This is a genomic window from Alterirhizorhabdus solaris, from assembly GCF_007785815.1.
Taxonomy (GTDB): domain Bacteria; phylum Pseudomonadota; class Alphaproteobacteria; order Sphingomonadales; family Sphingomonadaceae; genus Alterirhizorhabdus; species Alterirhizorhabdus solaris.
Genome location: NZ_VNIM01000042.1, coordinates 14,572 through 32,677 on the forward strand (window position 1 = coordinate 14,572; position 18,106 = coordinate 32,677).

16 protein-coding genes are annotated in these 18,106 nt (G+C 70.7%); 12 read left to right on the forward strand and 4 right to left on the reverse strand.

The annotated features are described in order from the left end of the window. Positions 1–118 precede the first annotated feature (118 nt). Genes FOY91_RS11440 through gcvPB form a run of 3 tightly spaced genes read left to right on the forward strand, consistent with a single transcriptional unit; the run spans position 119 to position 3,821 of the window. Entirely contained in the window at positions 119–886 is a 768-nt protein-coding gene (locus FOY91_RS11440) for a class I SAM-dependent methyltransferase (protein ID WP_145151693.1), read from the forward strand. After that, positions 886–2,253, forward strand: coding sequence for an aminomethyl-transferring glycine dehydrogenase subunit GcvPA (gene gcvPA, locus FOY91_RS11445; protein ID WP_145151696.1), 1,368 nt, complete (start codon positions 886–888; stop codon positions 2,251–2,253). The genes FOY91_RS11440 and gcvPA overlap by 1 nt, the downstream gene beginning before the upstream one ends. Next, positions 2,250–3,821, forward strand: a complete 1,572-nt coding sequence (gene gcvPB / locus FOY91_RS11450; RefSeq protein WP_145151699.1) for an aminomethyl-transferring glycine dehydrogenase subunit GcvPB — start codon at positions 2,250–2,252, stop codon at positions 3,819–3,821. The genes gcvPA and gcvPB overlap by 4 nt, the downstream gene beginning before the upstream one ends. 58 nt (positions 3,822–3,879) lie before the next feature. Here gcvPB and FOY91_RS11455 read toward each other — a convergent pair whose 3' ends face one another. After that, a complete protein-coding gene (locus FOY91_RS11455) occupies positions 3,880–4,494 on the reverse strand; it encodes a phosphatase PAP2 family protein (protein WP_145151702.1) in 615 nt (204 codons plus the stop codon). A 103-nt stretch (positions 4,495–4,597) separates the two neighbouring features. On the opposite strand from FOY91_RS11455, the gene FOY91_RS11460 reads away from it, so the two are divergent. From FOY91_RS11460 to FOY91_RS11480, 5 genes are all read left to right on the forward strand, one after another. Then, positions 4,598–5,290, forward strand: a complete 693-nt coding sequence (locus FOY91_RS11460) for an endonuclease/exonuclease/phosphatase family protein (protein WP_145151705.1) — start codon at positions 4,598–4,600, stop codon at positions 5,288–5,290. A 106-nt stretch (positions 5,291–5,396) separates the two neighbouring features. After that, positions 5,397–5,681: a DUF3297 family protein gene (locus tag FOY91_RS11465; protein WP_145151708.1), complete on the forward strand. Its 285-nt coding sequence runs from the start codon at positions 5,397–5,399 to the stop codon at positions 5,679–5,681. A gap of 111 nt (positions 5,682–5,792) precedes the next feature. After that, a complete protein-coding gene (locus FOY91_RS11470) occupies positions 5,793–7,478 on the forward strand; it encodes a thiamine pyrophosphate-dependent enzyme (RefSeq protein ID WP_145151712.1) in 1,686 nt (561 codons plus the stop codon). Positions 7,479–7,584: 106 nt separating this feature from the next. After that, positions 7,585–9,975, forward strand: a complete 2,391-nt coding sequence (locus FOY91_RS11475) for a DNA translocase FtsK 4TM domain-containing protein (protein ID WP_145151715.1) — start codon at positions 7,585–7,587, stop codon at positions 9,973–9,975. A gap of 100 nt (positions 9,976–10,075) precedes the next feature. After that, entirely contained in the window at positions 10,076–10,696 is a 621-nt protein-coding gene (locus FOY91_RS11480; RefSeq protein WP_238995624.1) for a LolA family protein, read from the forward strand. On the opposite strand, the gene FOY91_RS11485 is transcribed toward FOY91_RS11480, so the two are convergent. Beyond that, positions 10,693–11,334, reverse strand: a complete 642-nt coding sequence (locus FOY91_RS11485) for a response regulator transcription factor (protein ID WP_145151722.1) — start codon at positions 11,332–11,334, stop codon at positions 10,693–10,695. The two genes, FOY91_RS11480 and FOY91_RS11485, sit on opposite strands and share 4 nt — an antisense overlap. 111 nt (positions 11,335–11,445) lie before the next feature. On the opposite strand from FOY91_RS11485, the gene FOY91_RS11490 reads away from it, so the two are divergent. The 3 genes from FOY91_RS11490 to FOY91_RS11500 are packed head-to-tail and all read left to right on the forward strand — an operon-like array spanning position 11,446 to position 15,001. Further along, on the forward strand, positions 11,446–12,090 hold the full coding sequence (locus FOY91_RS11490; protein ID WP_145151725.1) for a response regulator transcription factor: 645 nt from the start codon (positions 11,446–11,448) through the stop codon (positions 12,088–12,090). Further along, on the forward strand, positions 12,087–14,612 hold the full coding sequence (locus tag FOY91_RS11495) for a response regulator (RefSeq protein ID WP_145151728.1): 2,526 nt from the start codon (positions 12,087–12,089) through the stop codon (positions 14,610–14,612). The genes FOY91_RS11490 and FOY91_RS11495 overlap by 4 nt, the downstream gene beginning before the upstream one ends. Continuing rightward, a complete protein-coding gene (locus FOY91_RS11500) occupies positions 14,609–15,001 on the forward strand; it encodes a response regulator (protein WP_145151732.1) in 393 nt (130 codons plus the stop codon). Before FOY91_RS11495 ends, FOY91_RS11500 begins: the two co-directional genes overlap by 4 nt. A 320-nt stretch (positions 15,002–15,321) precedes the next feature. On the opposite strand, the gene FOY91_RS11505 is transcribed toward FOY91_RS11500, so the two are convergent. Together FOY91_RS11505 and FOY91_RS11510 are read right to left on the reverse strand one after the other, a co-directional pair. Then, on the reverse strand, positions 15,322–15,873 hold the full coding sequence (locus tag FOY91_RS11505) for a manganese efflux pump MntP (RefSeq protein WP_145151735.1): 552 nt from the start codon (positions 15,871–15,873) through the stop codon (positions 15,322–15,324). After that, positions 15,870–16,574, reverse strand: a complete 705-nt coding sequence (locus FOY91_RS11510) for an NAD-dependent deacylase (RefSeq protein WP_145151738.1) — start codon at positions 16,572–16,574, stop codon at positions 15,870–15,872. Before FOY91_RS11510 ends, FOY91_RS11505 begins: the two co-directional genes overlap by 4 nt. 242 nt (positions 16,575–16,816) lie before the next feature. On the opposite strand from FOY91_RS11510, the gene FOY91_RS11515 reads away from it, so the two are divergent. After that, on the forward strand, positions 16,817–18,067 hold the full coding sequence (locus FOY91_RS11515) for an arsenic transporter (protein ID WP_145151741.1): 1,251 nt from the start codon (positions 16,817–16,819) through the stop codon (positions 18,065–18,067). Positions 18,068–18,106 lie beyond the last annotated feature (39 nt).

Sequence of the window (18,106 nt, forward strand, 5' to 3'; positions counted from 1 at the left end):
CCCTGTCATCGCGCCGTCGCTCGTCATCCCGCCGACTCCCGTCATCCCGGCGAACGCCGGGATCTCCGTGGGGGAGGCGCCGTGTCCCGTTCCACGAGACGATCGTGAGGCCCACACCATGACCACCAACCCCACCTCGCGCTGGGTCGCCGCCGATTATGCCGGCAACGCCGCCTTCGTGCCCGCGCTCGGCGCGCCGGTGCTCGATCTGCTGGCCCCGCAACCCGGCGAGCGCATTCTCGATCTGGGCTGCGGCGACGGCGTGCTGACCGCGCGTATCGCCGAGGCCGGCGCGGAAGTTGTCGGCGTCGATGCCTCCGATACGCTGATCGCCGCCGCGCGCGACAAGGGGCTGGATGCCCGGCTGATGGACGGCGAGGCGCTGACCTTCGAGGCAGAGTTCGACGCCGCTTTCTCGAACGCCGCGCTCCACTGGATGCTGGACGGCGCGGCGGTGGCGGCGGGCGTGTTCCGCGCGCTGAAACCGGGCGCGCGCTTCGTCGGCGAGATGGGCGGCGATGGCAACATCGCCACGCTGCGCGCCGCGCTTTATGCCGAGCTGGAGGCGCGCGGCTACGCGCTGCCGGACGGGGCGCCGCAATGGTATCCTACGCCCGCGGCGTTCACCGCGATCTACGCCGCCGCCGGCTTCGTCGACATCGAGGCGCGGCTGATCCCCCGCCCCACCCCGCTGCCCACCGGCGTCACCGGCTGGCTGCGCACCTTCCGCGTTGGCTTCATGGATTCGGCGCACGTGCCCGATGCCGAACAGCCCGCCGTGGCGCAGGCCGTGGAAGACCGCCTCGCCCCCGCCTTCCGCCAGCCGGACGGCACGTGGATCGCCGATTACGTCCGCCTCCGCTTCTCGATGAGGAAACCCGCCTGATGCGTTACCTGCCGCTCACCGATGCCGATCGCACCGCGATGCTGGGCGTGATCGGCGCCGGATCGATCGACGACCTGTTCGCCGACGTACCCGCCGCCGCCCGCCTCACCGGCCCGATCGAGGGGCTGCCGGGCCATGCCTCCGAGATGGCGGTGGAGCGGCAGTTGCGCGGGCTGGCCAACCGCAATCTTTCGGCCGGCGACGCGCCCTTCTTCCTGGGCTGCGGCGCCTATCGCCATCATGTGCCGGCCTCGGTCGATCACCTGATCCAGCGTGGCGAGTTCCTGACCGCCTACACGCCCTATCAGCCGGAGATCGCGCAAGGCACGTTGCAGGCGCTGTTCGAGTTCCAGACGCAGGTGGCGCGTCTGTTCGGCTGCGATGTCGCCAACGCCTCGATGTACGACGGCTCGACCGCGTGCTGGGAGGCGATCGTCATGGCGCGGCGGATCACGCGGCGCGGCAAGGCGCTGCTGTCGGCCGGGCTGCACCCGCATTATGTGTCGGTGTGCCGGACGATGGCGAAATTCACCGGCGACACGCTCGTGACGGCGACACCCGAGTTGACCGACGGCGCGCCGGGCGACGACCTCGCCACGCTGATCGCATCGGTCGACGGCGAGACCTCGTGCGTGGTGGTGCAGAACCCCAACATCCTCGGCCATGTCGCCGACCTGTCGGAACTGGCGGCGCGGTGCCACGAAAAGGGCGCTCTGCTGATCGTGGTGGTGACGGAGCCGGTGGCGCTCGGCGCTGTCCGAAGCCCCGGCGAGATGGGCGCGGATATCGTGGTGGGCGAAGGGCAGTCGATCGGTGTCGGCCTGCTGTTCGGCGGGCCGTATGTCGGCCTGTTCGCCACGCGCGACAAATATGTCCGCCAGATGCCGGGCCGGCTGTGCGGCGAGACGGTGGATGCGGCGGGCCAGCGCGGCTTCGTGCTGACGCTCTCCACCCGCGAGCAGCATATCCGTCGCGAGAAGGCGACCTCGAACATCTGCACCAATTCCGGCCTGTGCGCGCTGGCGTTCAGCATCCACATGAGCCTGCTCGGCGAGCGCGGCCTGCGCGATCTGGCGACGCTGAACCACGCCAGAGCCGCGCAGGCGGCGGAGCGGCTGGTGAAGGTGCCGGGCGTCAGCCTCGTCAACGGCGCGTTCTTCAACGAGTTCACCCTGCGCCTGCCGAAGGAAGCGCGGCCGGTGGTGCGGGCGATGGCGGACCGGGGCGTGCTCGGCGGCGTGTCGCTCGGCCGGCTGTATCCGAACGTCGCCGCGCTGGAAAAGGGGCTGGTGATCGCCGTAACCGAAACGGTGGCGGACGAGGATGTCGAAGCATTGGCGACCGCCCTGACGGAGGCACTGGCATGAGCGTGAACGCAAGCGGCTGGAAGCCGGAGATGAACGCGGCGAACGAAAGCGCCGCCCCCGCGACCTTCACCGGCAACAAGGCGCTGATGCTGGAGGAAGGGCTGATCTTCGAGATCGGTGCCTATGATCGCACCGGCGTCGATCTGCCCGAACCGCCCAGGGTGGCGAGCCGGCTCGGCGGGCTGGAGCGCAACCGGCCGATCGGGCTTCCCGGCCTCGCCGAACCGGAGGTGGTGCGCCACTATACCCGCCTCAGCCGACAGAACTACGGGATCGATCTGGGCTTCTTCCCGCTCGGCAGCTGCACGATGAAGCACAATCCGCGGCTGAACGAGAAGATGGCGCGGCTGCCCGGTTTCGCCGACATCCACCCGCTCCAGCCGGTCGAGACGGTGCAGGGCGCGCTGGGGCTGATCGATCTGGTCGGCGAATGGCTGATCCGGCTCACCGGCATGACGGCCGTCGCGATGAGCCCGAAGGCCGGCGCGCATGGCGAACTGTGCGGCCTGCTCGCGATCCGCGCCGCGCTCACCGCGCGGGGCGATGCGCGCAAGGTGATCCTCGTGCCGGAAAGCGCGCACGGCACCAACCCGGCCACCGCCGCCTTCTGCGGCTATGCGGTGGAGAATATCCCGGCCACCACCGAGGGCCGCGTTGATCTCGATGCGCTGAAGCGGCGGCTGGGGCCGGACGTGGCGGGGGTGATGATAACCAACCCCAACACCTGCGGCCTGTTCGAGCGGGACATGATCGCCATCTCGGAGGCGGTCCATGCCGCCGGCGGGCTGGTGTATTGCGACGGGGCGAACTTCAATGCGATCGTCGGGCGGGTGCGGCCGGGTGATCTCGGCATCGATGCGATGCACATCAACCTGCACAAGACCTTTTCCACCCCCCACGGCGGCGGCGGCCCCGGCTCCGGCCCGGTCGTGCTGTCCGAGGCGCTGGCGCCCTATGCCCCACTGCCGTTCATCGAGAAGGACGGCGATCGCTTCCGTCTCGTCGAGGAGGAGACGGCGGGGGAGCATCATGCCGGCAGCTTCGGCCGGATGGTGGCGTTCCACGGCCAGATGGGCATGTTCGTCCGCGCCGCCGCCTACATGCTCAGCCACGGCGCCGATGGCCTGCGACAGGTGGCGGAGGATGCCGTGCTGAACGCCAACTACATCCTGCGCTCGCTGGAAGGGGTGCTGGAGGCGCCGTTCGCCCACAGCGGCCCGTGCATGCACGAGGCACTGTTCAGCGACGACAATCTGGCCGAGGGCTTCACCACGCTGGATATCGCCAAGGGGCTGATCGACGAGGGTTTTCACCCGATGACGATGTACTTCCCGCTGGTCGTCCACGGCGCGATGCTGATCGAGCCGACCGAGACGGAGAGCAAGGCCGCGCTCGACCAGTTCATCGGCGCGCTGAAATCGGTGGCGGAACGCGCGCAGGCGGGCGACGCGGCGTTGAAGGCCGCGCCGATGCTCGCCCCCCGCCGCCGGCTGGACGAGACGGCGGCGGCACGCAAGCCGGTGCTGGTCTACCGCGATCCGGCCCCGCTGACGCAGGCGGCCGAATAGGCAGGGTCGGCCCCGGCGGCGCGATTACGCGCTGCCGGGGCAAAATCGCGGGCCGATCTCAGGCGGTCTTCCGGTGCCGCTGCCGGTTCAGGCTGGCCGTCACCAGCAGTTCCGCACCGTACACCAGCGCCTCGGCCGCCACGCCGATCGCGATGCCCGCGCCAACGTCGCTCGGGTAATGGGCGCAGCGCGGAATCTGCATCAACGCCGCGCTGCCGGCCAGCGTATAGGCGGCGGGGCGGCGATCCGGATGGCCGCGCACCACCGCCTGCGCCACCGCCACCGCGCCGGCGGTGTGGCCGGAGGGGAAGCTGCTTACCGTCGGCTCCTTCTCCTCGCCGGCGTGCATCCGGTAATCGTCATCGTCCACCAACAGATGTGGTCGGGTACGCACCACCCGCGCCTTGATCGCGGACTTTATCGCGGTGGCGAGCAGGTGCGAGGCCAGCATCCGCCCGCCCGTTTCCGCCAGCCGGCGGTCGCCGCGCCACAGCCCCACCACCATCGTGCCGGCGGACAGCGCGATCAGCGGCGGCTGGTCGGCCAGTTCGCTCAGCGCACCCAGGATCCGCACCGGCAGCGTATCGCGCAACGGCGCCACCGCCTGCGTGACGGCCACGTCGACTTTTTCCAGACTGTTGGCCTCTGGCGGCGCGTCGGCGATGTCCTGCATGTCCGTTCAACCGTCCGCATCGCGCTAAGTTGCCGATCGGATCGCGGCTGCAACAAAGCATCGCGGGCATCGGTTGTGTCGGCCACGGCCAAAGAGGACGCCCATGCTCGTCGCCAGCTACAATATCCACAAGGCGGTCGGCTCGGATCGCCGCCACCGGCCGGACCGCATCCTCGACGTGCTGCGCGAAGTCGACGCCGATATCGTGGCGCTGCAGGAGGCGGACCGCCGCTTCGGCACGCGGTTGAGCGCGCTGCCGCTCAACATGATCGCCGAGCACAGCGACTACTGCCCGGTGCCGTTCGATATCCGCCCCGGCGGGATCGGGTGGCACGGCAACGCCCTGCTCGTCCGCAAGAGTGCCACCATCCTGCACCGCGCGCCGCTAGTGCTGCCCGCGCTGGAGCCGCGCGGCGCGGTGATGGCGGACATCAGGCTGAACGGGCGCGAGATCCGCATCGTGGGGATGCACCTGGACCTGTCCGGCCTGTGGCGCAGGCGGCAGGCCAATGCGGTGATGATGCATATCGAGCAGCAGCCGCGCCCCCTGCCCACCGTGATGATGGGCGACATGAACGAATGGCGGCGCCACGGCGGCTGCCTCGGCGATTTCGCGCAGCATTATGCGTTCGCCGAGACCGGCCCGAGCTTCCACGCGCGCCAGCCGATCGCCCGCCTCGATCGCATCGTGGTAAGCCAGGATCTGCGCGTGGCCGAAACCGGGGTGCATCGCTCGGCGAGCGCGCGCACTGCGTCCGATCACCTGCCGGTATGGGCGCGGCTGGATTTCGGCTGAGGCCGGCAGCGCACCGTGCGGCAGACTGGGCGGTTGGAAAGCGGCGCGCAGGCGGCTATCGCCACCGGCCTGACAACCGCCACGTCGCAACCGAAAGCCCGAGCCGATGACCGACACGCCGCCCGACCGCCTCTCGAACAACCCGAAGAGCCCGTATTACGAGCCGGAGCATCTGATGCGCGGCATCGGCATCCGCTTCAACGGCGTGGAGAAGACCAACGTCGACGAATATTGCGTGAGCGAGGGCTGGGTGAAGATGGCGATCGGCAAGACCGTCGATCGCAAGGGCAACCCGCTGACGATCACCGCCAAGGGCACGGTGGAGCCCTATTACCAGACGGCCGCCCCGGAGGCGGACATCGACCCGGCCAGCGTGGACGGCGACGCCTGAGCCGGGCCGCCCCATGACGGGGCGGTAGCGCGCCGAGACGGATGACGGAACGCCCGCCGGCCCCCGGCGGTTTGCCACGCATCCCTGTCCCTTGCGTGCGAGACTCTCATCATGGCCAAGACCGTCGCCGATTCGCTCGTCGCCACCCTCGCGGATCTCGGCGTGCGCCAGATCTTCGGCGTGGTCGGCGATGCGCTCAACCCGCTGACCGATGCGATCCGCCGGCAGGACGTGATCGAGTGGATCGGCGTCCGCCACGAGGAGGGCGCGGCGCTGGCGGCGGCCGGGCAGGCCAAGCTGACGGGCCGGCTGGGGGTATGCTGCGGCACCACCGGACCGGGCGGCAACCACCTCGTCGCCGGCCTGTACGAGGCACGCAAGGACCATGCGCCGGTGCTTGCCATCTCCGGCGGCGTACCGGCCGAGCATCGCGGCACCGACTATCTGCAGGAGGATACGCCCGACCTGCTGTTCCGCGACGTTTCCGCCTACACCCAGACCGTGACCGCGCCGGAGCAGGCGGCCCCCGTGTTCCGCCAGGCCATCGCGGAGGCCTATGGCCAGCGCGGCGTCGCGCACCTGAACCTGCCGCCCGACGTGATCGGTGCGAAGATGCCCGAGGCGGTGGCGAGCGTGCCCACGCTGCGCCCGCGCCCGCAGGTTTCCCCCGATCCGGCCGATATCCAGCTGCTGGCACGCGAGATCGACGCGGCGGGCAAGATAGCGATCTTCGCCGGCGAGGGGTGTCGCGGTGCGATCGAGCAGGTGTTCACGCTGGCCGACCGGCTGAACGCCCCCGTCGTCCACACCTTCCGCGCCAAGGACATGGCGGCCTACGATCACCCGCGCTGGATCGGCGGCGTCGGGCTGATCGGCGGCGCGCCGGGGGTGGACGCGCTGAACGACGCCGATCTCGTGCTGATGCTCGGCTCCGATTATCCCTATACCGAGTTCCTGCCGCAGGACGGCCGCGTGATCCAGATCGACGAGCGCGCCGCCGTGCTGGGCCGGCGGGCAGCGGTACGGCTGGGGGTGGTCGGCTCGGTCGGCCCGGCGCTGAACGCGCTGACCCCGATCGTCGCGGCGAAGACCGACACCGCCTTCTTCGACAAGGCGACCAAGGCGCGGGTCGAGTGGGACGCCATGCTCGACAAGCGCGCCGACCCCGCCCGCAGCGCCGATCGCATCCACCCGCCCGCGCTCGGCCGGATGCTGGGCGACATGGCCGCGCGCGACGCGGTGTTCGTGGTCGATACGGGCGAGATCACATTGTGGTCGGGCAACTGGCTGCGGCAGACCGGGCAGCAGCGCATCCTCGCCTCGTTCAACAACGCGGCCGTTGGCACCGCTCTGGGGCAGGCCAACGGCGTTTCCGCGCTGAACCGCGACCGGCAGGTGATCGCCGTCTGCGGCGACGGCGGCTTCACCATGCAGATCGGCGAGTTCATGACGGCGGTGGAGCACAAGCTGCCGGTGAAGGTGGTCGTGTACAACAACAGCGGCTGGGGGCTGGTGGATCTGGAGATGAACCAGGCCGGCCTGCCCGCGTCCTCGGGCGCGAAGTTCCCGAACATGGATTTCGCCGCCTTCGCCCGCGCGTGCGGGGTGGAGGGCTTCACGGCCCGCAAGCCGGCCGAACTGGCCGGTGCCATCGCCGGGCTGCTCGCCAGTCCCGGCCCGGCGGTGCTCGACGTGTTCGTCGATCCGGACGAGCTGCCGACGATGCCGCATATCGAGCCGCTGAAGGCCGCACGCTTCGGCATCGGCAAGATCCGCGAGATACTGCTGGGCGGCTGACGCGGCGCGGGCGGCACGGCTGGTCGCCGTCCGCTTGCCCCTGTGCGGCTTAGCGGGCATGTTCCGGGCGGAACATTTCGCGAAGATTCTCCCGGGGGGCCAGTTGATGGCGGTGCATGACGTGGCTTTGGCGCGCGGTAACATCCGCGAGTCGTCGATCCGCGCGCGTGGCGCAGTGCGGCGCGCGGCGGTGCGCGGCACCGCGCTGGCCGGGGCGGCGGCGCTGCTGACGCTGGTGCTGCTACTGGCGGTGGCGCTCGCCAGCTACAGCCCGACCGATCCGTCGCTCAACACCGCCGCAGAGGGGCCCGCGCGCAACCTGCTGGGCCTGCCCGGCGCCACCGCCGCCGACCTGCTGCTCAGTCTGCTCGGGCCGGCTGCCGCGCTGCTGCTGCCGCTGGTGCTGCTGATCGGGCTGCGGCTGTGGCGCGGCGCGTCGGTGGGGCACTGGAAGCGATCGCTGGGGATCGCGACGGCGGCGATCGTCATCTTCGACGTGGCGCTGGCACTGTTGCGCGGTGGCTCCGTCGCCGGGCTGCCCGGCGGCTGGGGCGGCGGCATCGGGCTGGCCGGCGCGGGCGGGATCGAGGCGCTGATCGGCCTCGTGCCCGGCGCGCCCGTGCAGGCCGGCATCCGGATCGGGGCGATCCTGCTGTTCGGCCTGGGTGGGCTGGCGCTGGGCGCGTGGGGCCTCGGCCTGGACGCGGGCGAGCGTGGCTGGCTGTTCCGCCGCGACCGCTTCTCGCGCGAGCCGCGCGTCACCATCACCCCGTCGATGCCGGTGGAGCCGGAAACGGCGGTCGAGACGACGAAACCCGCCGCGCGGCAGAAGATCGCGAAGGCCGGCAAGCCCCTGCCCCGCCCGGCGGTATCGCCCGACGCGGAGACGAGCACGCCGCCCACCATCCGCGAGCCGATAGCCCGCCCCGCGCAGGAACCGCGCGAGCGCAAGACGCCGGCCAGCAACGCGCCCGACACCTACACGCTGCCGCCGATCGACCTGCTGGCCGAGCCGCCGCCGAACACCGGCCAGGTGATCGACCGCGCCTCGCTGGAGCGCAACGCGCGTTTGCTGGAGACGGTGCTCGACGACTTCCACGTCAAGGGCCGCATCACCGAGATCCGCCCCGGCCCCGTGGTGACGATGTACGAGCTGGAGCCGGCATCGGGCATCAAGGCCAGCCGGGTCATCTCGCTGGCGGACGACATCGCGCGCAACATGTCGGCGCTGTCGGCGCGCGTCGCCACCATCCCGGGGCGCAGCGTGATCGGCATCGAGCTGCCCAACCAGAAGCGCGAGGCGGTGATGCTGCGCGAGCTGGTGGACAGCGAGGGCTTCGAGTCCTCCACCGCGCAGCTGCCGATCATCCTCGGCAAGAACATCGCCGGCGATCCCGTCATCACCGATCTGGCGCCGATGCCGCACCTGCTGATCGCGGGCACGACCGGCTCGGGCAAGTCGGTCGGCCTCAACACGATGATCGTCTCGCTGCTCTATCGCCTCACGCCCGAGCAGTGCCGGATGATCATGATCGACCCGAAGATGCTGGAACTGTCGGTCTACGACGGCATCCCGCACCTGCTGTCGCCGGTGGTGACGGAGCCGGCGAAGGCGATCCGCGCGCTGAAATGGGCGGTCGAGCAGATGGAGGACCGCTATCGCATGATGGCCTCGATCGGCGTGCGCGGTCTTGGCGGGTTCAACGATTCGGTGCGCGCGGCTAAGGCCAAGGGCAAGCCGATCACGCGGCGCGTGCAGACCGGCTACGACGGCGAGACCGGCCAGCCGATCTACGAGGAGGAGACGCTTGAGTTCGAGCCGCTGCCGCAGATCGTGGTGGTGGTGGACGAGCTGGCCGACCTGATGATGACGGCGGGCAAGGAGGTGGAATTCCTGATCCAGCGCCTCGCCCAGAAGGCGCGCGCCGCCGGCATCCACCTCATCATGGCGACCCAGCGGCCGTCGGTGGATGTCATCACCGGCGTCATCAAGGCGAACCTGCCGACGCGGATCAGCTTCGCCGTCACCAGCAAGATCGATTCGCGCACCATCCTGGGCGAGCAGGGCGCCGAGCAGCTGCTGGGCAAGGGCGACATGCTCTACATGCCCGGCGGCAAGCAGATCGCCCGCGTCCACGGCCCGTTCGTGTCCGACGACGAGGTGCGCGCCATCGCCGATCACTGGCGCGGACAGGGCACGCCGGATTATATCTCGGCCGTCACCGAGGAGCCGCTGGAAGGCGCCTACGAGATCGAGGGCGCGCCCACCGGCCCGGACGACCCCGAGACGCAGGTCTATCGCCGCGCGGTGCAGCTGGTGGTGGAAAACCGCAAGGCCTCGACCAGCTGGCTGCAGCGCCAGCTGCGCGTCGGGTACAACTCCGCCGCGCGGCTGATCGAGCGGATGGAGAAGGAAGGCATCATCGGCACCCCCGACCATGTCGGCCGCCGCGAGGTGCTGTTCGAGCCGGCGGATCTGGCCAGCTTCTGGAGCTAGGCCGGGCCTGCCGCGCCCTGCCCCGGAACCGGCAGGTTCAGCCGCGATTAAATGGCGGGCCGCGATAGCATCCCATGCCCGCCGCACCCGGAGACATGATTTGACCGTCCGTACCCCCGCCCTCCTGTCGTCGCTCGGCCTTGCGCTCGCGCTGCCCGCCGTCGCGATCGCGGCCCCCTCGCCGCTGGCGCAGGTATCCGATCATCTGCGCGCGGTGGAGACGATGACGGCCAATTTCGTCCAGACCGACCGCAACGGCAAGGCGATCGGCGGTACGCTCACGCTCAAGCGACCGGGCCGTATCCGCTTCCAGTATCAGAAGGGCGTGCCGCTGCTGGTGGTGGGCGACGGCAAGGCGCTGACGATGATCGACTATTCGGTCAAGCAGGTGTCGCGCTGGCCGATCGGCAACTCGCCGCTGGGCATCCTGCTCGATCCGTCGCGCGATCTGGGGCAGGCGGCACAGGTGCTGTCGCAGCCCGATCCGCGCGTGCTGGTGATCGCCGCGAAGGACCCCAAGCATCCAGAATACGGCACGATCACGATCGCCTTCGCGCGGCTGGCCGGCGCGCCCGCCGGGCTGATGTTGCGCGGCTGGACGGTGCTGGACGCGCAGGGCAACCGCTCGACCATCCAGCTGACGGACCAGAAGTTCAACGTGCCGGTGCCGGCCAACGCCTTCCGCTGGGACGATCCGCGCCAGCAGGGGCCACGCCGCTAGGGCGCGGACGCCGTAGGCACGTCGGGCGCGCCCAACCGCCGTTCGATCGCCGCGCGTGCGGCCAGGGCGCTGGCACGCGCCGCCGGCACCGCCGCTACCTCTCCCTCCGATACCGCCAGCCACGCCGCCGATACGCGCGCGAAGCCGAGCGTGCCGGCCAGCCCGCCGATGCGATGCGCCAGCCCCGAGTCTGCCTCGTCCAGCCGGTCGAGCGCGTGGGCCAGTTGCGCATCGAAGTCGGCGAGCAGCCCGGCGAGCCGGGCGGTGCCGAACATCGCCGCCAGCCGGTCGAGCGTCATATCGACCGGCTGCCACGGCCGGATCGCCGCCGCCAGCGCCTCGGGCGTGCAGGGCCAGGCGATGATGCCGTCGATCCCTGCAACCGAGTCGGCGACGGAATCGCCCTCGCCGGCAAAGGCGAGGATCGGCGGCCCCTCGCCTGCCCGCCTGATCCCGTGTGCGATACCGGCCGACGCCAGCCCCGGATCGAGCAATACGAGGGCCGGCACCTCCGTCGGCGCCATGCCGCCGTCGTCCGCGATCGCCACCCTCCAGCCCAGCGGGGCAAGGTGCGTGCGGACGAATGCGGCGCGTGCCGGCACGGCATCCGCGATCAGCAAAAGGGGGAGCGGCTCCATCAGAAATCCTCGTGAAAGCAACTTGACTTAACATGCCTCAACAGGTTCCTTGGCATAAGCCGATATGTCGGCCATCGTCGATGGTGGGCACGACGGGACAGGGGGAATGACGTGACGGTTGCGCGACTGCTGATCGCGGATGACCATCCGCTGATTGTCGAGGCGCTCTCGCTCGCCGCGCGATCGGTGATGCCGGAACTCGCGATCGATACGGCCGGCACGATCGCCGCCGCCGAGTCGCTGGTGCGCGAGCGCAAGGGCTACAAGCTGGTGCTGCTCGATTTCCTGCTGCCCGATGCACGCGGCTTCTCCGGTTTCATGCGGTTGCAGCACCTGCTGGGATCGGTGCCGATCGCGATCGTCACCGGGCAGCGGATGCCGGAACTGGCCGAGGCGGCGCGCGCGCTGGGCGCGGTGGGCTTCCTCCCCAAATCACAACCGCTGGACGAGATGGCGCGCTCGATCCGCACGATGCTGGGTGGGGCCACCTCGTTCCCGCCGGCCAGCGTGGGGGACGCCGGGGCCAGCGACGCGCGCAGCCGCGTCTCCAGCCTGTCGGGCGCGCAGCTGCGCGTGCTGCTGGCGCTGGCGGACGGCCGGCTGAACAAGCAGATCGCCGGCGATCTGGGCATCACCGAGGCGACGGTGAAGGCGCACATGACCGCCATCTTCCGCAAGCTGGGGGTGAGCGGGCGAACGCAGGCGCTGCTGGCGATGCAGCCGCTGCTGGGCGAAGCGCGAGAGCCGCTGCATTGAGCAACGGCTTCGTCACCGGCCCGCTGGCCCCGCCGCCGAAACCGCCATCGGCGCAGCTGTTCCTCACGGTGGGGCTCGGCACGCTGCTGCTGCTGCTGGTCCTGGGCCTGTGGCTGGCGCAGGAACGGACCAATGCGGACGGCGCGCGGGCCGTTCTGCGCGACTCGTACAGCCGCCGTCTTTCCACCAGCGAGCTGCTGGCCCGGCTGAACCAGGCCGAAAGCGCGCAGCGTGGTTACGTCATCTCGGGCGATGCGGCATTCCTGCTGCCTTACTACCCGGCCCGGCGGGGGCTGCTGCGGCAGCTTCCCGCCTTCGTCGCCAGCTACCGCGACCAGCCGTCGCAGGCCGCCCGCATCGCCGAGTTGCGGCGGGTGGTGGAGGCCAAGCTGGCCGAGATGGACCGGGTGATCCGGGCCCGCCGGATGGACGGGATGGCGCGCGCGGTGGCGATCGTCTCCGGCAGCCGGGGCCGGATGCTGATGGAGCGGGCGCGCTCGCTGACGATGGCCGTCCTCGCCACGGAGGATGCGGTGCTGGCCGGGCAGCTCGCCCAGCTGAACGGCGCGATCGGCAAGTCGCGCATGCTGATCTGGCTGACGCTGGCATTCGGCGCGATCGCATGGCTGCTGATCGTGGTGCAGGGCTGGCGCACCCGGCAGGTCCGTTTCCGTACCGAGATGGCCGCGCGCGAGATACTGGTGCGATTGCGCGGCGTCTTCGCCAGCAGCACCGATGCGATCATCATCCTCAATCCCAGCGGCACGATCGAGGACATCAACCCGGCGGCGACGGCGATGTTCGGCTTCACCTCCGCCGAGCTGGAACGGCGCGATATCTCCCGCCTGTTGCGGCTGGCGGACGGCGAGGCCTCGTTCGAGGAGCGGATGGGCATCGTCGACGGGCGGATCGTCCAGCCGATCCGGGTGGATCAGGTCGCGCGCCACCGCGACGGGCGGGAGCTGACGGTGGACGTGGCGCTGGGGCTGATGCCGCTGGCCGATGGCGTCCACGTCGTCGCCTCGCTGCGCGACGTTTCCGAACGCAAGGCCGCCGAACTGCTGAAGGATCAGTTCATCTCCACCGTCAGCCACGAACTGCGCACGCCGCTCACCTCCGTGCTGGGGTCGCTGGGGCTGCTGCGCGGGGGAGCGGCGGGCGCGCTGTCCACCAAGGCAGAGCGGCTCGTCGACATCGCCGACAACAATGCCCGCCGCCTGATCCGCCTCATCAACGACATTCTCGACATCGATCGCATGGCCTCCGGTCAGGCGCGGCTCGAACAGGCGGTGGTCGACCTGAAGGACGTCGTCGCCCGCGCGATGGACGACACGCGCGGGCTGGGCACGTCCAAGGACGTGCGGCTGGAGCTGCGCGCGCCTGCGGAGCCGCTGCCGATCCTGGGCGATACCGAGCGGCTGTTACAGGTGATCGGCAACCTGCTCTCCAACGCCATCCGCTTCTCGCCCGTCGGCGGCGTGGTGACGCTGGAACTGACGCGCGACCAGCGCCGGGTGAACCTGTGCGTCATCGATCAGGGGCCGGGCGTGCCGCCCGATTTCCGCACCCGCCTGTTCGAGCGGTTCGCCCAGTCCGGCGCGGGGGCGGCGATCCCCGGCGGCAGCGGCCTGGGCCTCACCATCTCGCGCGAGATCGTGCGCGCGCACGGCGGCGAGATATGGTTCGAGGACGCGCCTGGCGGCGGCGCGCATTTCTGCCTGTGGCTCGCACTGCAATCGCGCGGCACCCCCCGTCTCCCGGGGGATCAGCAGCGCGTGCTGGTGTGCGAGGACGATCATGATGCGGCGCAGGTGCTGCGGCTGATGATCGAGGCCGAAGGGCTGGCGGTGGACATGTGCGGCAGCGCGCGCGAGGCGCAGTCGATGGCGGCCAACGGCAACTATGCCGGCGTGATCCTCGACCTGCGGCTGCCCGATGCCAATGGCCTTTCGGTGATCCGCGGCCTGCGCGCCGCACCCGAGACTCGGCTCGTGCCGATCATCGTCGTGTCCGGCGTGGCGGACGACGGCGCGCGCGATCCGGCGGCCTGCACGCTCGACGTGGTGGACTGGATCGACAAGCCGGTCTCGTCCGAGCGGCTGCTCGCCGCGCTGGACGTGGCGCTGTGCCGGTCCAGCGACGGCAAGCCCACGCTGCTGCACATCGACGACGATCCCGACATGCTGGAGGTGACGGCGATGGGGCTGGCCGGCCGGGCGCGGATGCTGCGTGCCGAAAGCCTGGCACAGGCGCGCGCGATCCTGCGGCAGACCGTTCCCGACGTCGTGATCCTCGACCTCAACCTCAGCGACGGATCGGGGCTGGAGCTGCTGCCCGAACTCGTCGCGCCCGATGGCAGCGCGGTGCCGACGATCATCTATTCCGCCTCCGAGCTGGCGCCGGAGGTGGGTCGTCAGGTGGACGCGGTGCTCATCAAGTCGCGCCGCTCGCTGCGTGCGCTGTCGGGCAAGATCGGCGAGATCCTCGATCAGCGCCGGCCCAACCGGAAGGAATCGGCATGACCACGCCGCTGACCGTCCTCTACGTGGACGACGACGACGACATCCGCTCGATCGCGACGATGTCGCTGGAGCTGGACCCGGACATGACCGTGGCGGCCGCCGCCTCCGGCGCGGAGGCGCTGGCGCTGCTGGAAGACGAGTCGCTGAGGCCCGACGTGATCCTGCTCGACGTGATGATGCCGGAGATGGACGGGCCGACGCTGGCCCGCCACCTGTGCGTGATGCCCCGCCTGCGCGGCGTGCCGCTGCTGTTCATGACGGCGCGCGCGCGTCAGGCCGACATCGCCGGCTATTACGCACTGGGGGCCGCGGCGGTGATCTCCAAGCCGTTCGACCCGCTCGGCCTCGCCGCCGAGATTCGCGCGGTGCTGGCGCGGATCGAGGGCTAGAGCCGGACGACGAGGTTTCGTTCCGGACGCCCATCCCGAGAAGCCATCGAGCCTGCCCGATCGCGTCTCGAAGGAGGGTCGCAGCTCCGTCCTTCGAGACGGGTCTTGGCCACGTTTGGAAAAAGCGGGGATCCGGACGACCGCTTGAAGACCCCGAGCGAAGTCGAAGGGCGGGCCACCCACGTGACGCGCCGTGCCTCTCTCCCTCGCTCGGCACAGGGCGCGGCCGTCTCAGTTCGACCCGGAAGAGTGGAGCATCGGCGTCAGATACCCGGTCGGCTCCTCTCGGGAGGAGCGGCTCGGTTTCGAGGCGTCCGACCCTAGAGCCAGCCGGTATGCTGGGCCAGGATGCGGCAGCCCAGGCCGATCAGCACCACGCCGCCGGCGATCTCCGCCGTGCGGCCGATCCGCGCGCCGATCCGTGCACCGGCCAGTGCGCCGAGCAGGCACAGCGCCGCCGTCACGACCCCGATCACCGTCACCGCCAGCCCCACCGGCACGCCGAGGGTAGGCAAGGTGACGCCGGCGGCGGCGGCATCGATACTGGTGGCGAGCGCCGCCAGCATCAGCGCCCCGCCGGACAGCGCGACGGTCGGTTCGCCGTCGTCGTCGGCCAGCGCCTCGTGGATCATCTTCGCCCCGATCGCGCCGAGCAGCACGAAGGCGACCCAGTGATCCACCGCGTCGATCACCCCGGCGAAGGCGATGCCCAGACCCCAGCCGAGCAGCGGCATCACCGCCTGCGCCGCGCCGAACGCCAGCGCGATGCGCAGCGATGCGCCGAGGCCGGGGCGGACCGCCGCCCCCTGCGCCACGGAGACGGCGAACGCATCCATCGCCAGCGCGAGCGCCAGCAGCAACAACGTCGTCATGCGGCCAACACCTCATCCACCCAGCCCGGCACCAGCACGCCCGCCGGGCCGATACATGTCTCGTCGAACAGGTCGCTGCCCGCCGATCGTTCGAGGTTCAGCTCCAGCGTGCGCGCGCCGCACGCCGCCGCCACCTGCACGAACCCCGCCGCCGGATAGACCGCGCCGGACGTGCCGATCGACACGAACAGGTCCGCCTGCGCCAGCGCCGCCTCGATCCGCTCCATACCGTAGGGCATCTCGCCGAACCACACGATATCGGGCCGCAGCGCGCCCGCCACGCCGCACGCCGGGCAGGCGGGGCCGTCGCCGAGATCGCCCGCCCACCGACTACGCGCGTCGCAGGCCAGACACAGCGCCGAGCACAGCTCGCCGTGCATGTGCAGCAGCCGGGTGGCGCCCGCCCGCTCGTGCAGGTCGTCCACGTTCTGGGTAACGATCAGCAATTTGCCCGGCCATTCCCGGTCCAGCCGGGCGAGCGCGACATGCGCCGGATTGGGCACGACCCCGGCCAGCGCCGCGCGCCGCGCATCGTAGAACGCCTGCACCAGCGCCGGATCGCGCGCGAACGCCTCGGGCGTGCAGACGTCCTCCACACGGTGGCCCTCCCACAGGCCGTCCGGCCCGCGAAACGTGGCGAGGCCGCTCTCGGCCGAGATGCCTGCGCCGGTGAGGATCACGATGTTGCGCACAGCGGTCATCGGCTCCGTCTAGCCAGTCGCACCGCCGCCTCCAAGGCCGGATCGGTGTGACGGGGGCGGGGATGCCATGAATATTGCAAAAGTTTGCCGAAGGCGGCGCAGCCAATCCGCCGGTGCCGGGTTTGGCAGCGTATCGCCGAACCGGTCGGCCAGAAACGGATGGCGATGGCGATAGTCATGCACGAAAGCGACGGCATCCCCGACGGCATGGCGCATGGCGCCGGCCGGCGCGATCGCCCCTCATGCTCCTGACGACGGGCGCCACCTGGGGCATCTGCGCTGCCGCCACCGCCGGGGTGATCGCCCGCCCCTTCCGCTGGCCGGAGGCGATATGGGCCACGCTGGGCGCGGCGGCGTTGCTGGCGTTCGGATTGCTGCCCTTTGGCGCGGCATGGGCCGCGGTGGGCAAGGGCACCGACGTCTACCTGTTTTTGATCGGCATGATGCTGCTGAGCGAGACGGCGCGCCGGCAGGGCCTGTTCGACTGGGTGGCGGCGACGGCGGCCGGCCATGCGCGGGCATCGACGCCGCGCCTGTTCCTGCTGGTGTATGCAGCCGGCGTCGTCACCACGACCTTCCTCTCGAACGATGCCACCGCCGTGGTGCTCACCCCGGCGGTGTATGCCGCAGCGCGCAAGGCGAAGGCGGATCCCCTGCCGCTGCTGTTCGCCTGCGCGCTGGTGGCCAATGCCGCCAGTTTCGTGCTGCCCATCTCCAACCCCGCCAATCTGGTCCTGTACGGGGGGCGGATGCCGCCGCTGGGAGAGTGGTTCGCCTCGTTCGCGCTGCCCTCCGTCGCGGCCATCGTCGTCACCTTCCTGACGCTGCGCCGGGTGGAACGCGCGCGCATCACGGGGACGTGCGAAAGCGCGGTCACGCGGGCACCGCTGGATGCGGGCGGCAAGGCGGCACTGGCCGGCATCGTGGCGACCGCCGCCGTGCTGCTGATCGCCTCGGCCCGCGACGTGGAGCTGGGCCTGCCGACCTGCATCGCCGGCGTGGCGACGACGTTGGCCGTCTGCCTGATCGCGCGCCGCTCCCCCATCTCGATCACTCGGGACGTGTCGTGGAGCGTGCTGCCGCTCGTCGCCGGGCTGTTCGTGCTGGTGGAGGCGCTGGTGCACACCGGCGTGATCGGCCACGTCGCGGCGTGGCTGGCATCGCTGTCGGCGCAGCCGGTACGCGCGGCGCTGACGGCCGGCACGGCGCTCGCGTTCGGCTCGAACCTCGTCAACAACCTGCCGGCCGGGCTCGTCGCCAGCACCGCCGTCGCCCAGGCGCACCCGCCGCGTCTCGTCGTCGATGCGCTGCTGATCGGCGTCGATCTCGGGCCGAACCTGTCGATCACCGGCTCGCTCGCCACGATCCTGTGGCTGCAGGCGATCCGCCGCGAGGGTGAGGACGTCGGCTTCATGCGCTTCCTCAAGGTGGGCGCAGTCACGATGATCCCCGCACTCGCCGCCGCGCTTGCCACCCGGCTGGCGCTGGGCTGACCCGCACTCTCCCTCCCACCGTCTCCCCCGTCCGAGGAT

Excerpts from the sequence above, each read along its gene's own strand:
- FOY91_RS11440 (WP_145151693.1), top strand. The coding sequence starts at position 119 with ATGACCACCAACCCCACCTCGCGCTGGGTCGCCGCCGATTATGCCGGC.
- gcvPA (WP_145151696.1), top strand. The coding sequence starts at position 886 with ATGCGTTACCTGCCGCTCACCGATGCCGATCGCACCGCGATGCTGGGC.
- gcvPB (WP_145151699.1), top strand. The coding sequence starts at position 2,250 with ATGAGCGTGAACGCAAGCGGCTGGAAGCCGGAGATGAACGCGGCGAAC.
- FOY91_RS11455 (WP_145151702.1), bottom strand. The coding sequence starts at position 4,494 with ATGCAGGACATCGCCGACGCGCCGCCAGAGGCCAACAGTCTGGAAAAA.
- FOY91_RS11460 (WP_145151705.1), top strand. The coding sequence starts at position 4,598 with ATGCTCGTCGCCAGCTACAATATCCACAAGGCGGTCGGCTCGGATCGC.
- FOY91_RS11465 (WP_145151708.1), top strand. The coding sequence starts at position 5,397 with ATGACCGACACGCCGCCCGACCGCCTCTCGAACAACCCGAAGAGCCCG.
- FOY91_RS11470 (WP_145151712.1), top strand. The coding sequence starts at position 5,793 with ATGGCCAAGACCGTCGCCGATTCGCTCGTCGCCACCCTCGCGGATCTC.
- FOY91_RS11475 (WP_145151715.1), top strand. The coding sequence starts at position 7,585 with ATGGCGGTGCATGACGTGGCTTTGGCGCGCGGTAACATCCGCGAGTCG.
- FOY91_RS11485 (WP_145151722.1), bottom strand. The coding sequence starts at position 11,334 with ATGGAGCCGCTCCCCCTTTTGCTGATCGCGGATGCCGTGCCGGCACGC.
- FOY91_RS11500 (WP_145151732.1), top strand. The coding sequence starts at position 14,609 with ATGACCACGCCGCTGACCGTCCTCTACGTGGACGACGACGACGACATC.
- FOY91_RS11505 (WP_145151735.1), bottom strand. The coding sequence starts at position 15,873 with ATGACGACGTTGTTGCTGCTGGCGCTCGCGCTGGCGATGGATGCGTTC.
- FOY91_RS11510 (WP_145151738.1), bottom strand. The coding sequence starts at position 16,574 with ATGACCGCTGTGCGCAACATCGTGATCCTCACCGGCGCAGGCATCTCG.
- FOY91_RS11515 (WP_145151741.1), top strand. The coding sequence starts at position 16,817 with ATGCTCCTGACGACGGGCGCCACCTGGGGCATCTGCGCTGCCGCCACC.